This is a genomic window from Anaerotardibacter muris (genome assembly GCF_943192915.1).
In the GTDB taxonomy this organism is placed as follows: domain Bacteria; phylum Actinomycetota; class Coriobacteriia; order Coriobacteriales; family Eggerthellaceae; genus Anaerotardibacter; species Anaerotardibacter muris.
Genome location: NZ_CALPCD010000005.1, coordinates 85,167 through 100,707 on the forward strand (window position 1 = coordinate 85,167; position 15,541 = coordinate 100,707).

Sequence of the window (15,541 nt, forward strand, 5' to 3'; positions counted from 1 at the left end):
GCTCTCCCTTATCCGTTGGCCAGCAATTTTGCGATGGTGGTGCGCTGGATCTGGTTGGTGCCTTCGAAGATCTGGAACACCTTGGCATCGCGCATGAGCTTCTCAACAGGGTATTCGCGGCTGTAGCCATACCCGCCCATGACCTGCACTGCGTTCGAGACCACTTCTTGCATGGAGTCGGTAACGAATGTCTTGCAGATGGCGCCCTCGAGTTGCACCAAGCTGCCTGCATCCATCAAGCGCATGGTATTGTTCACTACGCAGCGGGCGGCTTCAGTCTTGATGGCCATGTCGGCCAGGAGGCCTTGCACCAGCTGGAAGCTAGCGAGCGGCTTGCCGAATTGCTTGCGTTCCGTGGCGTAAGCGAGCGCTTCATCCAATGCGCGCTGCATGATGCCAACGCCCATGGTGCACACGAACGCGCGTGAGAGATTCAAAGCGTTCAGGGCAAGTTTCATGCCCTCACCCACCTTGCCGAGCACGCGATCTTCGGGAACAAAAACATCGTCGAGAAGAAGCTCGGTGGTGTTCGAAAGGCGCAGGCCCATCTTGTCTTCCTCGGCTCCAACACGCACGCCAGGCATGTCGCGGTCGACGATGAAAGCGGTGATGCCGTGGGCGCCCGCTTCGAAATCGGTCTTGCAGAACACGATGTAGATCGAGGCGATACCGCCGTTGGTGATGAAGGTCTTCGTTGAGTTCAACACGTAGCCGCCGTCTACCTTGGTAGCGGTCGAGCGCATGCCGGCAACGTCGGAGCCAGCATTGGGTTCGGTGAGCGCAAATGCGGCGAATTTCCGTTGTTTCACTACGTCAGCGAAGTATTGGGCTTGTTCAGGTGTGCCAGCAAGGATAACGTTTCGCAGCGCCACGAACGTGGTGACGAAGGTGATGGCATAACCTGCATCGATCTTCGCCAGCTCTTCGAAGATCATAGCGGTGGTCTCATAGTCCAGGCCCGTGCCGCCGTATTCCTTGGGCACTTCTACCAGGTGAAGACCCAGATCGAATCCGAATTCGTATAGTTCTTCGGGGCACTTGCCATCGCGGTCGGCCTGAGCAACGTAGGGCTTCAGTTCCTGTTCTGCCACGTCATGCACAAGCGAAATGAGCGCTTTCTGCTCTTTGGTATATAGCAGCGTCATCTTGGCTCCCTATATTCGTGCCAAATTTGGCGTTCTTAGTCGATATATAGGTTATACCATATCATTTATTCATAATTCATATGTTTTTGCCTATGGATGGAAGTCAGACGGGTGCCTTGTTGATGAATAGACTGAAGGAGACCTGGAGTCGACCCGAGGGCAGGCTGAGGCCTGTCCCCAAAGTGTCCGGGACAAAAATGAACCCGTCCCCAAGTTTTGGGTTAGTTCCAGGCGGAGCGGCCTTCTTGGGCCTTCTTGCCAATGTCGGTGCGGAATTGCTTGCCTTCGAAGTTGATGCGCTTCACGGCTTCATAAGCACGATGGCGGGCAGAATCGAAGGTGGAACCCAAGCCCACCACGTTCAGAACACGACCACCAGCAGTGATCAATTCGCCATCGGAATTCAGACCCGTGCCCGCATGGAAGACGATGATCTTACCTTCGTCGAATTCTTCAGCATCCTGAACACCCAGGATGACCTTGCCTTTTTCGTAGCTGCCAGGGTATCCCTCGGATGCGAGCACTACGCTCACTGCCCAGTCATCGGCCCAATCTAGCGAGATATCGCCGTCGCGACCTTCAGCGACCGCCATCATCACGTCGACCAGGTCGCTCTTCAGGCGTGGCAGGATAACTTGCGTTTCAGGATCGCCGAAGCGCGCATTGAATTCGAGGACCTTCGGGCCTTCAGGGGTGAGCATGAAGCCGCCATAGAGCACGCCTCTATAGTCATTCACAAAAGGATCCTTGGCTGTCGCAGCCGCTGCAACCTCCATGATGCGGACCATTTCGGCCATCTCTTCTTCGGTGACAATGGGCACTGGCGAATAAACACCCATGCCACCTGTGTTCGGGCCAAGGTCGCCATCATAGGCTCGTTTATGATCCTGAGCAGGGGCCATGCAAAACGCTTTGCCATTCGTAACGAACGCGAGCAGCGAACATTCTGGACCCGTGAGCATCTCTTCGACGACCACCGTATTGCCAGCCGAACCGAATTCACCCGAGAAGCACGCGTCGACCGCACCTAGTGCTGCATCGAGCGTTTCAGCGATGATGACGCCCTTGCCTGCTGCTAGACCATCGGCCTTCACCACGAGCGGCGCGCCAAGCTCTTCGCAATACGCACGAGCTTCATCTCTGTTCGTGAAGCTCTTATAGCGCGCAGTAGGGATACCGTTGGCTTCCATGAACTCTTTGCTATAGGTCTTCGAACCTTCGAGCTGAGCACCCTGCTCATCGGGGCCGAACACCGCGATGCCAGCCGCACGCAACACATCGGCCACGCCTTTGACCAGCGGGGCTTCAGGGCCGATCACTACCAGGTCGACGTCGTTTCGCTGGGCGAAATCGAGCACCGCTTCACCGTCTTCGATATTCAACGACTTGATGTTGGTGCCCAGAGAATCGGTGCCGCCATTACCAGGAGCGATATAGATCTCGCTGCACTTCGGGCTCTTCGCAAGCGCCCACGTGAGCGCATGCTCTCTGCCGCCACTACCCAGAACCAAGATGTTCATGAAAGACCTTTCACGCATGATGACGGGAGCAAGGACTCCCCTTTTCGTTTCGCCAGAAGCGCTCGCGCTACTCCCAGCCGTTGAAGATCGTTTGATCGCGATCGGGGCCGACCGCGATGATGGAAGCGGGAACGCCCGTAACTTCCTCGAGATATTTCACGTAGGATCGTGCATTTTGAGGCAAGTCCTCGAAATGCTTGCAGGTAGAGATATCGATGCCTTCCCAACCAGGCAATTCCTCATAGATGGGCTTGAGGTTCGCCGAGCAAATGAGCTCCTGATCCATGGGGAAATAGTCGTAACGCTGGCCATCGATCTCGTAAGCCACGCACACCTTGATGCGCGGAACGCACGAGAGCACGTCAAGCTTGGTGAGCGCCATATCGGTCATGGAGTTGACCTGGGCCGCATAGCGTCCGACCACTGCATCGAACCAACCGCAACGACGCTTGCGCCCGGTAGTTACGCCGTATTCGCCACCAACTTCGCAGAGCGCTTCGCCCACTTCGTCGAACAGCTCGGTCGGAAACGGACCAGAGCCGACGCGTGTGATGTAAGCCTTCGCGATACCAAGCACACGATCGATGGCCTTGGGGCCAACGCCCGTGCCGATGGGAGCGCCACCTGCGCAGCACGAAGACGACGTAACGAAAGGATAGGTGCCGTGATCGATATCGAGCATGGTGCCCTGAGCACCTTCGAAGAGCACGCTCTTACCTTGTGCAAGTGCGGCGTTGAGCAGGTGCGTTGTTTCTTTCACGTGAGGACGGATGGCCTCAGCCAATGGCAGATATGCCTCGCAGATCTGATCGACCGTATAGGTTGGCAGACCGTAGACCTTCGAAAGGATCTGGTTCTTGTATTCGAGCACTTCGCCAACCTTCTCGCGGAAGACATGCTCGCTCATAAGGTCCTGGATGCGAATGCCGCGGCGTGCTACTTTATCTTCGTAAGCTGGGCCGATGCCGCGCTTGGTGGTGCCGATATTCTTCGCACCGAGCTTCTGCTCATTCGCGCCATCGAGCTCGATATGATAAGGCATGATGACGTGCGCATCGCAAGAGACCACCATGTTATCCGTGGAGAATCCCGCTTCATTGATGGTGCCCATCTCTTCGATGAGCACGCGCGGGTCGATGACGCAACCATTTCCGATCACAGGTGTGACGTTTTCGTACATAACTCCTGATGGAATAAGGTGAAGTGCAAGCTTGACGCTGCCAGCGATGACCGTATGCCCTGCGTTGTTCCCTCCTTGGTAGCGTACGACGTAGTCATAATCGTTTGCGATCAAGTCGGTGATTTTGCCCTTGCCTTCGTCGCCCCATTGGGCGCCAAGGAGCACAGTGCTTGGCATGGTTCGTCCTTTCGACAGTTCAAGCTACCTAGAAAATATATCACAGTTCCAGTAGGTTACAGGAGCAATCGTATTCGCGGACAAGGGCAGCGACACTGGGATGACAGGTGAACAGAATCACCTGTCGATACTGGGAAAGTTCGATGAGCACCTTCACGGCTTCGCGGCGACGATCATCGTCGAAATTGACCAGGATATCGTCACAAAGTATGGGCAACGAATGACCCACGTTCTCGGCTGTCATCAGCAGCGCAACACGCAGAGCCAGATAGAGCTGCTGACGCGTACCGAGCGAAAGAAGTTGCGGTGGGGTGGCGGTCTTCACGCTATCGAGCACTTCGATCTCGCCTTCGGCATTCATGCGCACGGTCTGCCAGGCTCCCTTGGTCATCTGGGCGAAGAGGCGCGATGCCTGTTGGTAGACCTCGGGCTGGCTCTTGCGCTCCCATTCAGCGATGGCCACTTCAAGCGTGCGTTCAGCCAACAACAGCTTTGCAAGCTCCCAATACTGTTCTTGCAAGCGTGCGTCCACGATCTCTTTGCGCTGTTTCGCTTCATCGAAGGCAGTGGCATGACGAGCACGAGAAAGTTCGGCGGATATCTCGCCCAGCTGGCGATTGGTCTCCGAAATGAGCTGCATGGTCTTGGCGCGCTCTTCGTCTTTGCGCGCGATCAGTTGGTCAAGATCGGAAAGCGGTGCGCGCGGATCGAGGTTCATGGCCAGACAAAGCTCGCGGCGCTGGTCTGCCAAGTTAGCCAACAGCGACTCGAGCGAAGCACGCTGCAGAGTGAGCGCCTGGAGGTTCTGCTGCGTCACCTCTTCATTGTTGCGCAGGTCGTGAGCAAGATCGAGCAGGTGGCGTGCCTGACGGATGGACCCTTCTGCAGAGACAAGACCGTGGGTATCCAGGTAGCGCTTGGTCTTTTCGTGATGTTCATCAAGTTCCTGCTGGGCTAAGGCAAGATGCTGCGCGTCTTGCTGCTTGATCCACTCATGATTGCGACGCTTCTCTTCGAAGGCTTCCTCAACTTTCGAAGGATGGATGTTAGCCACGATGCCAGCAGCAGCAACTAAGAGGGCACCCAAGCAAAGCACCAGACCGAAGGCAGAATAACTGAGCGACCCAGCCGCTCGACCGTGACTGAAGAGCCACAGGCCAACGACTCCCAAAGCAACCATGATGACCAGTGCCACCACGATACGGATACGGCGCTGATTCTTCGCGCGATCCTGCTCGGTATGATAGTCGTGATCATTGATGAAGGTGTCGTAGGAAGCCTTCGATTTGTTAGCATCGCGCTTAGCGTTGTCGTAGGCGTGCTCGCGCTTCATGCGCTCTTCGTCCAGGTCATCAAGGGCGGCTTTGAGCTGGTATTCCTCAGAAGCCGAAAGCTTGCTCAAGCGCAGGATCTCGCTACTGGCTTCTTCAGTGGTGGTTGCCGCCATCTGCTCCTGGGTGGCCCGCGTATCTTCGAGCAGCGCTGTGTTCTGTTCGGTGGATTCATCGATGCTCTCAAGGCGCGCGCGGTTGCTCTTCAGCTCTTCTATCTCGGAATTGAGATTGCTTTGCGCTTCTGTCAAAGCCTCTTTGCGCGCAAGCAGCGATTCTTGACGATGCTCCTGCTCGCGGAAACCCTCTGCTTCATCCAGCAACACCTGGACTTCAGCCTTGTCCTTGGCCTGCTCTTCACGAAGCAGCGTGATGGAATCGGGATTTTGGGCCGAACGCGACAGCGATTCGCGTAGACGATTCTGGATCTCGCCTAGCACGAGAGCCGGGGATGATGCCGTGCCCGAACCCGCCGTGAGCAAGCGCGCGGTCACTTCGTTGTGGCGGTCAAGATTGAGCAGTTCGTCGCTGTTCAGTGCGAACATCGTTTCGTAAGTCTCTTTGTCGATGTCGTCCAGCACATGAAGCGCATCACTCACGCCTTCAGCATTCTTCACGCGCTTCAGTTCTTCGACATCGCCACTGCGCACATCCTTGAAGAAAAGACTGCCGATACGATCGGTGTTTTCGGGCTTGTAGCTGTTCACGCCCTTGCGCGCGGGAAGCCAACCGAACATGACACCCTTGATCAGCTCGCTCACGGTGGTCTTGCCTGCTTCGTTGGGGCCATAGACAACGTTAAGCCCTGGTTTGAAAGGACCCACGATCAGGTTCGCGAACTTGCCGAAGTTCGTGAGCTTCACATATTCCAAATAAGCGCTGCCGAAATAGCGCTGCTTGGATTGCTTCTTGGGCTGATCTTGCTTGTTCGTGCTCTTCGCCATGGTGCCCTACTTATTGGTCTTTTCGTTCAACAGGTCTAACACCAGCGTTTCAGCCTGAGAGCACAGCTCTTCAAAATGGCGTTGAAAATGCGGAACGGGCAGGTCGCGATCGGCGAATTGCTGCTCAATATAGGTAAGGCCTTCGGTCTTGTCATTGGCCAGGTGCGCCATGGTCGAAAGATACACAGCTGGGAACAGGCCCTCTTTTTCGAGCGCTTTGCGATCAAGTTGCGCACGCGTATCGTTCACGATGGCATCGATGAAGAAGAATGGATAACGGTCGTTGATCACCAAGCGAAGATCTTCGAGCACGCGCGTACTCAGTTCTCGGTGAAGTGGTGTTGCGCCGGTAAGCGTGATGCGACAGAGCATGTTCTGACACTGAGAGTCGGCATTGCGTTCGAACTGTTGGGTGGTTATAGCTTCCTGAATGTCAGAGATGGTCGTGCAAGATGCTACGTCAACTTCGATGCGCTCCCACACCACCTGCGCTGTTGGCAGGAAGGTGATATCCGCGGGCATGTTCTGGCGCAGCGTTACCTTCAGCACGCCATGGGGCCCCGTCTCATGGATATCGCGACCCTGAATGCAGCCCGCGAATGCGATGGAAGGATCGCGTTCGGGGACCAGCTCAACATGGTGGATATGGCCGCATGCCCAGTAATCCATATGGCGCTTGAGCAGCTCTTTTGGCTTCACTGGGCTGCGCGTAGGATCGATGTCCAAACCAGTATGTATCACGCCTACGCAAAACGGCGCATCAGGAGATTCGCGCAGGGCTGTTTCACGTGAAATACCTTCGGAGATATCTTGGCCTGCTGGCCAGGTTTGGTTGTAATAGCTTCGGCCACCCAGCACCACCAACGGTTCGCCATCCTTTTCGAACACGAAGAAGCTGGCTTCGTTGGGATCGAACATGAAAACGTTGTCGGGCAGATCGCCATAGTCGTGGATCCACATGGTGAAGGGGTCATGGTTGCCCGTGCAATAGTAAACAGGGATGTTCGCTTCACCGAGCTTGGCAAGTCCATCGCAGAACAGGCAAAAGTCCGCATAGGAAGGATGCGAGCTGTCGAACACATCACCCGAGATGATCACGAAATCGATCGACTCGGTAAGCGCGTAGTCGATGAATTGGCGATAGGCATCAGGAATGGACTTGAGCATGCGATCGGCCCACACAGGCGAAAGATCGCGCACGCCTCTAAAAGCGGCGCCAAGATGCAAGTCAGATGCATGGATGAATGTCGTCGATTTCGCCATGGTTCGAGTTTACCAAAAGGGGAACATGCTTGGAGTGTTGTCCCGCAAGCAGCAAGACTGCAGTAGACAAATTGGGGGCGTAGCCCTTTTTGTCCACTAATAGCGGCCGTGAACCTGTCCTCATTTTGTCCGGGACAGAATTGAACCCGTCCCCATTGGTTAGTATTCGGAGTCGTCGAAATGATCCATGAATTTGGTGCGTTCAGGAACCCACGTAAGCTTGATGTCGCGCGTTGGTCCATTTCGATGCTTGGCAACCAGCAGATCAGCCGTACCCCAGTCAGGGCGTCTGTCGGATTCGGCTTCAGCTTCGTTGAGCGAACGGTCGATGAACATGACGATGTCTGCGTCTTGCTCGATAGAGCCTGATTCGCGCAGGTCAGAAAGCATTGGTCGCTTATCGGTGCGCGTTTCGACCGCACGAGAAAGCTGCGCGAGCGCCAGGATGGGCACATTCAATTCCTTAGCGAGCATCTTAAGACCACGAGAGATCTCAGCAACTTCTTGGGCGCGATTGTTGGGATGCGGGATCACGGGATTCATGAGCTGAAGATAGTCAACGATGATGAGGCCATTGTCGACATCACGCATGATGCGGCGCGCCTTGGTGCGCAGCTCGACAAGCGAAAGGCCTGGCGAATCGTCGATATACAGGTCGATGTTGCTCAAAGTCTCAGAGGCATCGAAGAGCGGCGCCCATGCGTTGTCGTTGATACGACCGTTGTTCAACATGGACAGTTCGACACCCGCCTCTGAAGAGAGCAGGCGCTTGATGATCTCGATCGATGCCATTTCCAGACTGAAGAATGCCACGGTCGATTTCATCTTCGCTGCATTCACGGCTAGGTTCATAGCGAAGGAAGACTTGCCCACACCAGGACGAGCCGCCAAGATAAGAAGCTGGCCACCACGCAATCCATTGAAGAGCTTGTCTACATCCTTGAAGCCAGTCGGCGCGCCCTGAAGGGCTTCCCCACGGTTCGCCATCTCGGCGATCTGATCGTTCGCTTCGATGATGAGCTCTTTGATACTCCTGAATGAAGCATTGACCTCTTTTTCGGTCACGTTGAACAGGGATGCTTCTGCCTGAGAGATAAGTTCCTTGCCATCGACCGGAGAGTCGTAGGCAAGCGATGCGATATTAGCAGAAGCCAACAGCAGCTGACGACGCATCGAGTCGCGATGTACGATGTCGCTGTGATGCTGCCAACTGGTAAGAGCGAAGGTGTTCGCAGCAAGGTCGAGCAGGTACGCTTCCCCGCCGATCGCTTCTAGTTGAGAAGCAGCGCGAAGATTGTCCGCGACCGAAACAGTATCGATAGGGATGGAGCGCGCGTTCATGTCGCGCATGGTCTCGAAGATGATGCGATGCGCAGGGCGGAAGAAATCGTCAGGGTTCAGCCTGAGCAATACTTCTTCGAACACGCCCGCAGAAAGCAAGCATGCAGCCAAGACCGTCTGTTCTGCCTCGATGTTCTGAGGTAGGTTGCGGCCTTTCTGGGATGGCGCCGTAGCGTTCATCTGGTCTGTTGCAACATTGGCTGGCATAGCATTCCTTAAAAATCTTCCCGACACCCAGAGGGCATCGGGAAGTTCGATCAACAAGCTGGGGTAAACAGTCTACCAGCTTGCTATGGTTTTGCCTATAAAGGCAGGCGCTTTATTCAGCGTCTTCGACCTCGACTTCAACGGCTGTTTCAGCAGGAGTTTCCTCCGCAACAGCATCGGAGCCAGAGAACTCGTCTTCGGCAACAGCTTCAGCTTCGGCAGCCGCTTCAGTGCCATTGAAGGTTTCATCATTGCCAACAACGATAGAAAGGTTGGACTTGATGTCGCGATAGATCGACACAACAACTTCGTGGTTGCCTGCGACCTTGATAGGGTTCTTCAGGTCGATTCGGCGACGATCGATCTCGATGCCTTCTGCTTCCATGAGCGCATCTGCGATCATCGCAGCAGTGACAGAACCGAAGAGCACACCTTCTTCGCCAACGCGAGCTTCGACCTGGACGGTGAGCGCGTCGAGCGCAGCCTTGAGTGCTTCTGCTTCCTCGATGCGGGTAGCCTCACGAGTTGCGATATTGTGCTTGCGCTGCTCGAGCTGCTTCAGATTGCCCTTGGTTGCAGGAACCGCGATCTTCTGAGGGAACAGGTAATTGTTAGCAAAGCCGTCAGCAACATCGATGATGTCGCCTTCGCCGCCCTTGCCCTTGAGTTCAGATAAAAGGATGACCTTCATGTTAGCCTCCTTTTAGCGATCGCGACGATTGCTGCGGCCACTGACAGCGGGCACGGCGTAAGGCATGAGAGCCATTTCGCGAGCACGCTTCACTGCGTTAGCAATATCGCGCTGGTGCTGGGTGCAAGCGCCCGTCACGCGACGAGGCTTGATCTTCCCACGATCGGTTACATATTTGCGCAGCATCTGAGTGTCTTTGTAGTCGATGAAGTCTGCCTTATCCTTGCAGAACTGGCAGAACTTACGACGAGGCTGCTTATTATATTCGGCCATTATTAACCTCTTTCGTTAGTGATCAGAAGGGGATATCTTCGTCGTAGACAGAAGCATCGACCACGGGCGTAGCCACTGGAGCAGGCGCGGGAGCCGCCGCCGGCATTGCAGCTGGTGCTGCGGCGGGAGCCGCCATCGGAGCTGCGGGGCGTGCGCCACCATCGTTGCGAGCCGTAAGGAATTCGATCTCGTCAACGATCACTTCGATCTTCGAACGCTTCTGGCCATCGCGTTCCCACTGGCTCCAACGAAGCTTACCTTCGATGGCCACCTTGCTGCCCTTGGACAGGAAGCGAGAAACGCTTTCGGCACGTGCGCCGAACATGGTGCAATCAATAAAGTTCGGGTAGTCTTCCCATTCACCCGTCTGCTGATTGCGACGACGGTCGTTCACGGCAACGCCAAAGCCAAGCACGGGCATGCCGCTGGCAGTGGAGCGCAATTCAGGGTCGCGCGTCAGGTTACCGCTGATGATTACTCTATTGATGCTCATTTGATACCTCTTTCAACGGGCAAATCGATTCCCCATTTGCCTTTGATTTCCTCTTACTTGATGGCTCTTGCGCCAGGCGAAGAGCCGGTCGTTTCCGCCAATTAATCGCGATCGGTGCGCTTGACGATCATGAAACGCTCAACAGCGTCGGTGATGCGCAGGACACGATCCAACTCTGCGATGCTGTCAGGATTTGCATGGAAATCAATAAGGGTGTAATCACCGTCGGTCAAGCCGTTAACTTCGTAAGCGAGCTTGCGCTTACCCCAGTTGTCAACGTTATCGATCTCACCTTTATCGTTAGTGATGGTGGTTTCGATACGCTTCATAACAGCTGCACGAGATTCTTCGTCGATTGACGGGGCTACAAAAAACAAAAGTTCATAAGCCTTCATCTGGTCACCTCCTCTGGACTTACGGTTTCGGGACATGAAGGCCAGCCCGAAACAGGAATAGCCGAACAATCGTAACAAATAGCTGTTCCTGTGACAAACCGCACTATCCGTTTACCCCGCGATTCCACACAAACTTGGCGAACAACCCTGCGTCACCTGGAAGGACTATGGACCTGGAGATGTCAGAATCGGCCAAGCAGGGTTGTTCCTTCGCTTACTTTACGCGCAAGACCTTAAAGGAATTTGAACTTTTTCTCATGTCTTACTTACGTTTTTCTGAGATTTTGCCGCGCTTCATCTGCGCTGTGTTCACAGTGTGTTCCTTGCGCCGAATAACCTTTTCCCATTTCGACTTTTTACAAGGTGAGCCGTGCGCGAACCTTTATAATAGTGTGCGTTCAAATTTCAGGTAAATTCGATATCTCAAAGGGAAATTATGGCTTCAAACAACTCCACAGCCAAAACACACGTCTCGCTCAGACTCCCCACCTATCTGCTGGAGAGCATCGATGCGCATGCGGAACGCGAGAGCATCTCTCGTACCGAAGCATTCGTTCACTATCTGCAGACGGGTCTCGAGATCTCTGACGAAAAAGCTAACGAACCCAGCGCGGATGAAGCGCTGCTCCAGAGCATCCAAGCTGAACTGGCCGACATCAAGGCCATGTTGATGTCTGGCGGTGCGAACATGCCTGCTTCTGCTGCAGCTCCTAGTTCAACCTCTAGCACGGCAACTGCTGCGGTCGAAGAAGACACGATGGTGCCCGTTTCGCTCACTTCTGAAGAGGAAGCCGAAGAAGAGGCTGAAGAAGAATTCACCACGTCAGATGCTGTTTACGAGGGCAACGTTCGCGAAGTTGCACCCCTGACCGATGCAGAGAAAGCCGAAGCGGAAGCTGATGAGGATTATTCGACCTCTGATGCTGTGTACGAAGGTGCTGTAGAGGTTGAGAAGACCGAGGCGGCTACCGAGCCCAGCTTCGCCGAAGGTGCAGAGGACGAAACCGCAGCACTGTTCGATGCTTCCGATGCCGTTGCTTCCCCTGATGAAATGCCCGTCGAGGAAGTTGCCCCCGTAGCTTCTGCTCCAGTGAGCAACGTCTTTTCTCCTAACTATCAGCCTGCAGCAGCGATCGAGTCTGAGGATGAGGACGAGGTCGATGTTGAAGAAGAGCCCATGGAAACGCTTTCCAACTACTATGAAGAGACCGCAGCTGCCGCCGAGGAAGAAGCTGAAGAAGATTTCAGCGATTCTGATGCGCTCATCGAAGAGACCGACACCGAAGAAGTTGTAGAAGAGACCGTTGAAGAGGAAGTGGTCGTTGAGACCAGCCCCAATCCCTTCGTTTCTTCGAGTTATTTCTCCAGTTCTGATGATGAAGACGAAGAAGAAACGGACGAGGACGAAGCTGAAGAGGAAGTTGACGATCTCAGCAGCTCTGATGCGGTCTTCGAGAACGTTTCTGAAGTCGAAGACGACTCTAGCTTCGAAGATGATGATGAGTTCGAAGAAGAACTTGATGAATTCGATGCTTCTGATGAAGAGATCGACCCCGAGGACATGGATGATGAAGAGGACGAGGTGGATGTTCCGACCTTCAGTTTCTTCTCCACTTCCGATGCCGTTGAGGTCGAAGATGATGAGGCCGATGAACTAGATGAGGTAGAGGACGAAAGAGATTTCAACGATTCTGATGAAGTGGTCGAAGTTGAAGACACGTTCTATTCAGCCTATTCCACTGAAGGCATGGACTCCTATTCGCACGATGAGGCTGCGAACTTGGACCTGTCCGTTGGCTCTGCTGTTTCGGAGGGCTCTGATGAAGACGAGCTTGATATCGAAGAGGCTGTCTACGTGGAACCACTGGCGCTTACCGATCTTGAAGACGCGGTCAGCTTGGTGGCTCAACAGTTCCCAATGATCGAAAAGGTCTGGCTCTTCGGTAATGCTGCCACGGGTGGCGCCATCGAGCAGGACACCATCGACCTGTGCGTGAAAGCTGACAAATTCAAGTCCAAGTACGCCGATCTGTTCGTTTCCATGATCGAAGACAACACTGGCAAGACCGTGAACGTGGTACTTCGTAGTGAGATGGAGAAGTCGGTCAAGCAGGTCTGGAAAGCAACACGCATCGACCTGTATCGCGCATAGACCATGCAACAGGCGCTTGCGGGCGCTTCATTCTGAACATGAAAAGGCCACTGGGAACAGTGGCCTTTTTCGTTGCTGCGATTGTTTTGATTGCTGTAGTTGTTCGTGCTTGCTGTGGTTGCCTTGGTTGCCGCAGCGTTCGCTGCGACCATGGACCGTGGTCGATCTACTGTTCAGAGACTGCGTCCGAGGTATCAAAGTCTTCTTCAGCAAGTTCGACAGCTGCAGTGTCGTTCTCGTCCCAAGCATCTTTGAGCGCATCGCGAGGGTCGAGCGTGCCTTCGATATCAAGCTCGAGCTTCAGGCCTTCCATGAAGTTCGGAGCAGGACCGATGTAAACGATGTCCTTATTGATGCCGTTTTCATCGTAAATATAGCCAAATGCATACGCTTCAGGAACGCCAGGCAGGCCACCTTCAGCGATGATGCAGTCCTTCACGCCTTCATCGGTTTCGATATAGCCGTCATAACAGAAGGCATACGCTGTTGCACCGCGCGCGCCTTCGACCTCACGACGGGCCAACATGAAACATGTCTCAGCGTCGTCGCCAGGATGAGTTTCGATGAAGAGGTTCTCTTTTACCGCCAGACCCGTGAAGGGGATGATATCCTCGCCAGCTTCCATCTTGGAGACTGCTTCGTTCAAAACCGCTTGGACAACGGCTTTCAATTCGTCAGTGATTTCGCCTTGAGGCTCGTTGTTCGTAGGATCGATCATTCTATCTGCCATGGTGAACCCTTTCTTTTCAGGATGCTAAAAGTGTAGCGCATCGCCCGCGTGTCCACGCAGACAAACAGGCTGGGGGCTGGGGACGGGTTCATTTTTGTCCCAGACAATATGGGGACAGGTTCAGCGAAAAACTTTCAAAAAAGTTGTGTCAAAACGTTCAAAACATAGCGAAATCATAGTTGGATGCGCTATAGTTCGCTCTATATTGGATAAGGAGGGCTCGTGCGCCAACTGCATGTGACAACACCAGGATCAGACACGTTCTTCGTCCGCGTCGATTCTTTCGACGACGGGGCGATGAAGGGCGCGTTTGACAGCGTGAGCATGTCAGGTCCGTGCGAATTCAATAGCCTTTCAAGCCTTATCATCATGATCGATAACCTGCTCGATCAGCAGGAAGAAGCGATCGAACCCACTATCAGGCAGATCGATCCATCCTTCGTTCCTACGATCGAACTCGAAGTTCTATTCCGCCACAACCACACCTGGCAGGGTCGCGTCCGCTGGGATTCTGGACAAAAACAAGCGACCTTCAAGAGCGTGTTGGAATTGCTCGTCATCCTTGAAATGGCGTTTGGCGACTAGAGCGAACCGGGGAGTGCCGGCCTCGGTTTGCTCGAATCTTTACCACCTTTTTGAGCTGAAACCACCTTTTCTTGAACTGAAGCGTGCCCTTAGGTGCGCTTTCTTTTTGGGTTCATCGGACCAGCTTCGACAGTCGGTGCCTGCGATTCGCTTTTTGCGCTTGCGCTTCAGTGAGCGATAATAGAAGTGCAAACGATCCCGGTAATGAAGGCGGGCGATCCTATGACCCTCAAGACCGATGTAATCATCGACCATGAACTTTGTACGGGCTGCGGTGCATGCGTGCGCGATTGCAGCAAGCTCAATCTTGAGTTGCGCGACGGCAAAGCGGTGGTTCTCTCGAGCTGTTTCAAGTGCGGTCACTGCGTGGCTATCTGCCCTGAAGGAGCGCCGAGCCTACCCTGTTACGCAGATGTTCCTGTTGAATATGATCCAGCCACGTTCGATCTTCCCACCGAGAACATCATCAATAGCGTGAAATTCCGTCGCAGCATTCGTGCGTTCAAGGATGAGCCGATATCGATGGAGCATCTTCGTTTGCTCATCGAAGCGGGCGGACATATGCCCACGGCGAAGAATACCCAGATGAACCGTTTCGATTTCGTGCAGGATAGTCTTCCTGAATTCAGGGAATTGATCTGGTCGTGGCTCGAGGATGTGTACGAGACTGATCGCATCATGCCCATTCCAGTCGATGTACTGAGCGGGTTCATCGCCCGTAAGCGCACCGATCCCAAAGACGACTACTTCTTCCGAAATGCTCCAGCAGTATTATTCATCGAATCCGTCGACCCGCTCGATGCAGGTCTGGCTGCTGCGTCCATCGAGATGGTGGCGCGCTCGCTTGGCATTGGGGTGCTTTATAACGGCTTCTTGCAGCGCATCGTTGCTGCCTGCCCGCAGGCGCGTGCTTATTTCGACATGAGCGATGAACGCGGTTTGAACGCCTGCATGTTGCTGGGTTATCAGGCCAGGCATTATGTGCGTACCGCTCCTCGCCGCTACCCCAGCGTTATCCTGCGCTAACAAGACGGGACAAGAGTATCCGGGACGGTTTTGCCCCGTCCCCTTTACGAGTGCGACAGTTTTGGCTCCGCCCTCAGATTCTCGACCC

14 protein-coding genes are annotated in these 15,541 nt (G+C 54.3%); 3 read left to right on the forward strand and 11 right to left on the reverse strand.

What is annotated here, in order from left to right:
* Window positions 1-8: 8 nt before the first annotated feature.
* From NFR25_RS05460 to rpsF, 10 genes are all read right to left on the reverse strand, one after another.
* Window positions 9-1,145: an acyl-CoA dehydrogenase family protein gene (locus tag NFR25_RS05460; RefSeq protein ID WP_251198240.1), complete on the reverse strand. Its 1,137-nt coding sequence runs from the start codon at window positions 1,143-1,145 to the stop codon at window positions 9-11.
* 221 nt (window positions 1,146-1,366) lie between these two features.
* The gene (gene purD / locus NFR25_RS05465) at window positions 1,367-2,665 is read right to left on the reverse strand and encodes a phosphoribosylamine--glycine ligase (protein ID WP_251198241.1); all 1,299 of its coding nucleotides are present in this window, start codon (window positions 2,663-2,665) and stop codon (window positions 1,367-1,369) included.
* 67 nt (window positions 2,666-2,732) lie between these two features.
* Window positions 2,733-4,022: an adenylosuccinate synthase gene (locus tag NFR25_RS05470; RefSeq protein ID WP_251198242.1), complete on the reverse strand. Its 1,290-nt coding sequence runs from the start codon at window positions 4,020-4,022 to the stop codon at window positions 2,733-2,735.
* 40 nt (window positions 4,023-4,062) lie between these two features.
* Entirely contained in the window at window positions 4,063-6,297 is a 2,235-nt protein-coding gene (locus NFR25_RS05475; protein WP_251198243.1) for an ATP-binding protein, read from the reverse strand.
* 6 nt (window positions 6,298-6,303) lie between these two features.
* Window positions 6,304-7,560 carry a metallophosphoesterase family protein gene (locus tag NFR25_RS05480; protein ID WP_251198244.1) on the reverse strand — a complete coding sequence of 419 codons (1,257 nt, stop codon included), beginning with the start codon at window positions 7,558-7,560 and terminating at the stop codon, window positions 6,304-6,306.
* A 159-nt stretch (window positions 7,561-7,719) separates the two neighbouring features.
* Window positions 7,720-9,108, reverse strand: coding sequence for a replicative DNA helicase (dnaB, locus tag NFR25_RS05485; RefSeq protein WP_251198245.1), 1,389 nt, complete (start codon window positions 9,106-9,108; stop codon window positions 7,720-7,722).
* Between the two features lie 112 nt (window positions 9,109-9,220).
* Window positions 9,221-9,799, reverse strand: coding sequence for a 50S ribosomal protein L9 (gene rplI, locus NFR25_RS05490; RefSeq protein WP_251198246.1), 579 nt, complete (start codon window positions 9,797-9,799; stop codon window positions 9,221-9,223).
* 12 nt (window positions 9,800-9,811) lie between these two features.
* Window positions 9,812-10,072 carry a 30S ribosomal protein S18 gene (rpsR, locus tag NFR25_RS05495; protein WP_251198247.1) on the reverse strand — a complete coding sequence of 87 codons (261 nt, stop codon included), beginning with the start codon at window positions 10,070-10,072 and terminating at the stop codon, window positions 9,812-9,814.
* A 22-nt stretch (window positions 10,073-10,094) separates the two neighbouring features.
* Entirely contained in the window at window positions 10,095-10,565 is a 471-nt protein-coding gene (locus NFR25_RS05500; RefSeq protein WP_251198248.1) for a single-stranded DNA-binding protein, read from the reverse strand.
* A gap of 101 nt (window positions 10,566-10,666) precedes the next feature.
* Window positions 10,667-10,960: a 30S ribosomal protein S6 gene (gene rpsF, locus NFR25_RS05505; protein ID WP_251198249.1), complete on the reverse strand. Its 294-nt coding sequence runs from the start codon at window positions 10,958-10,960 to the stop codon at window positions 10,667-10,669.
* Window positions 10,961-11,396: 436 nt separating this feature from the next.
* Between rpsF and NFR25_RS05510 the strand changes: the two genes are divergently transcribed.
* Window positions 11,397-13,112, forward strand: coding sequence for a hypothetical protein (locus tag NFR25_RS05510; protein ID WP_251198250.1), 1,716 nt, complete (start codon window positions 11,397-11,399; stop codon window positions 13,110-13,112).
* Window positions 13,113-13,278: 166 nt separating this feature from the next.
* Here NFR25_RS05510 and NFR25_RS05515 read toward each other — a convergent pair whose 3' ends face one another.
* A complete protein-coding gene (locus NFR25_RS05515) occupies window positions 13,279-13,842 on the reverse strand; it encodes a hypothetical protein (RefSeq protein ID WP_251198251.1) in 564 nt (187 codons plus the stop codon).
* A gap of 222 nt (window positions 13,843-14,064) precedes the next feature.
* Between NFR25_RS05515 and NFR25_RS05520 the strand changes: the two genes are divergently transcribed.
* Window positions 14,065-14,427, forward strand: a complete 363-nt coding sequence (locus tag NFR25_RS05520) for a hypothetical protein (protein ID WP_251198252.1) — start codon at window positions 14,065-14,067, stop codon at window positions 14,425-14,427.
* Between the two features lie 222 nt (window positions 14,428-14,649).
* Complete coding sequence (locus tag NFR25_RS05525) at window positions 14,650-15,453, forward strand: nitroreductase family protein (protein ID WP_251198253.1); 804 nt, start codon at window positions 14,650-14,652, stop codon at window positions 15,451-15,453.
* The last annotated feature ends 88 nt before the right edge of the window (window positions 15,454-15,541 follow it).

Bases quoted from the DNA above. Each gene is read 5' to 3' on its own strand.
- NFR25_RS05460 (WP_251198240.1), bottom strand. From the start codon at position 1,145: ATGACGCTGCTATATACCAAAGAGCAGAAAGCGCTCATTTCGCTTGTG.
- purD (WP_251198241.1), bottom strand. From the start codon at position 2,665: ATGAACATCTTGGTTCTGGGTAGTGGCGGCAGAGAGCATGCGCTCACG.
- NFR25_RS05470 (WP_251198242.1), bottom strand. From the start codon at position 4,022: ATGCCAAGCACTGTGCTCCTTGGCGCCCAATGGGGCGACGAAGGCAAG.
- NFR25_RS05475 (WP_251198243.1), bottom strand. From the start codon at position 6,297: ATGGCGAAGAGCACGAACAAGCAAGATCAGCCCAAGAAGCAATCCAAG.
- NFR25_RS05480 (WP_251198244.1), bottom strand. From the start codon at position 7,560: ATGGCGAAATCGACGACATTCATCCATGCATCTGACTTGCATCTTGGC.
- dnaB (WP_251198245.1), bottom strand. From the start codon at position 9,108: ATGCCAGCCAATGTTGCAACAGACCAGATGAACGCTACGGCGCCATCC.
- rplI (WP_251198246.1), bottom strand. From the start codon at position 9,799: ATGAAGGTCATCCTTTTATCTGAACTCAAGGGCAAGGGCGGCGAAGGC.
- rpsR (WP_251198247.1), bottom strand. From the start codon at position 10,072: ATGGCCGAATATAATAAGCAGCCTCGTCGTAAGTTCTGCCAGTTCTGC.
- NFR25_RS05500 (WP_251198248.1), bottom strand. From the start codon at position 10,565: ATGAGCATCAATAGAGTAATCATCAGCGGTAACCTGACGCGCGACCCT.
- rpsF (WP_251198249.1), bottom strand. From the start codon at position 10,960: ATGAAGGCTTATGAACTTTTGTTTTTTGTAGCCCCGTCAATCGACGAA.
- NFR25_RS05510 (WP_251198250.1), top strand. From the start codon at position 11,397: ATGGCTTCAAACAACTCCACAGCCAAAACACACGTCTCGCTCAGACTC.
- NFR25_RS05515 (WP_251198251.1), bottom strand. From the start codon at position 13,842: ATGGCAGATAGAATGATCGATCCTACGAACAACGAGCCTCAAGGCGAA.
- NFR25_RS05525 (WP_251198253.1), top strand. From the start codon at position 14,650: ATGACCCTCAAGACCGATGTAATCATCGACCATGAACTTTGTACGGGC.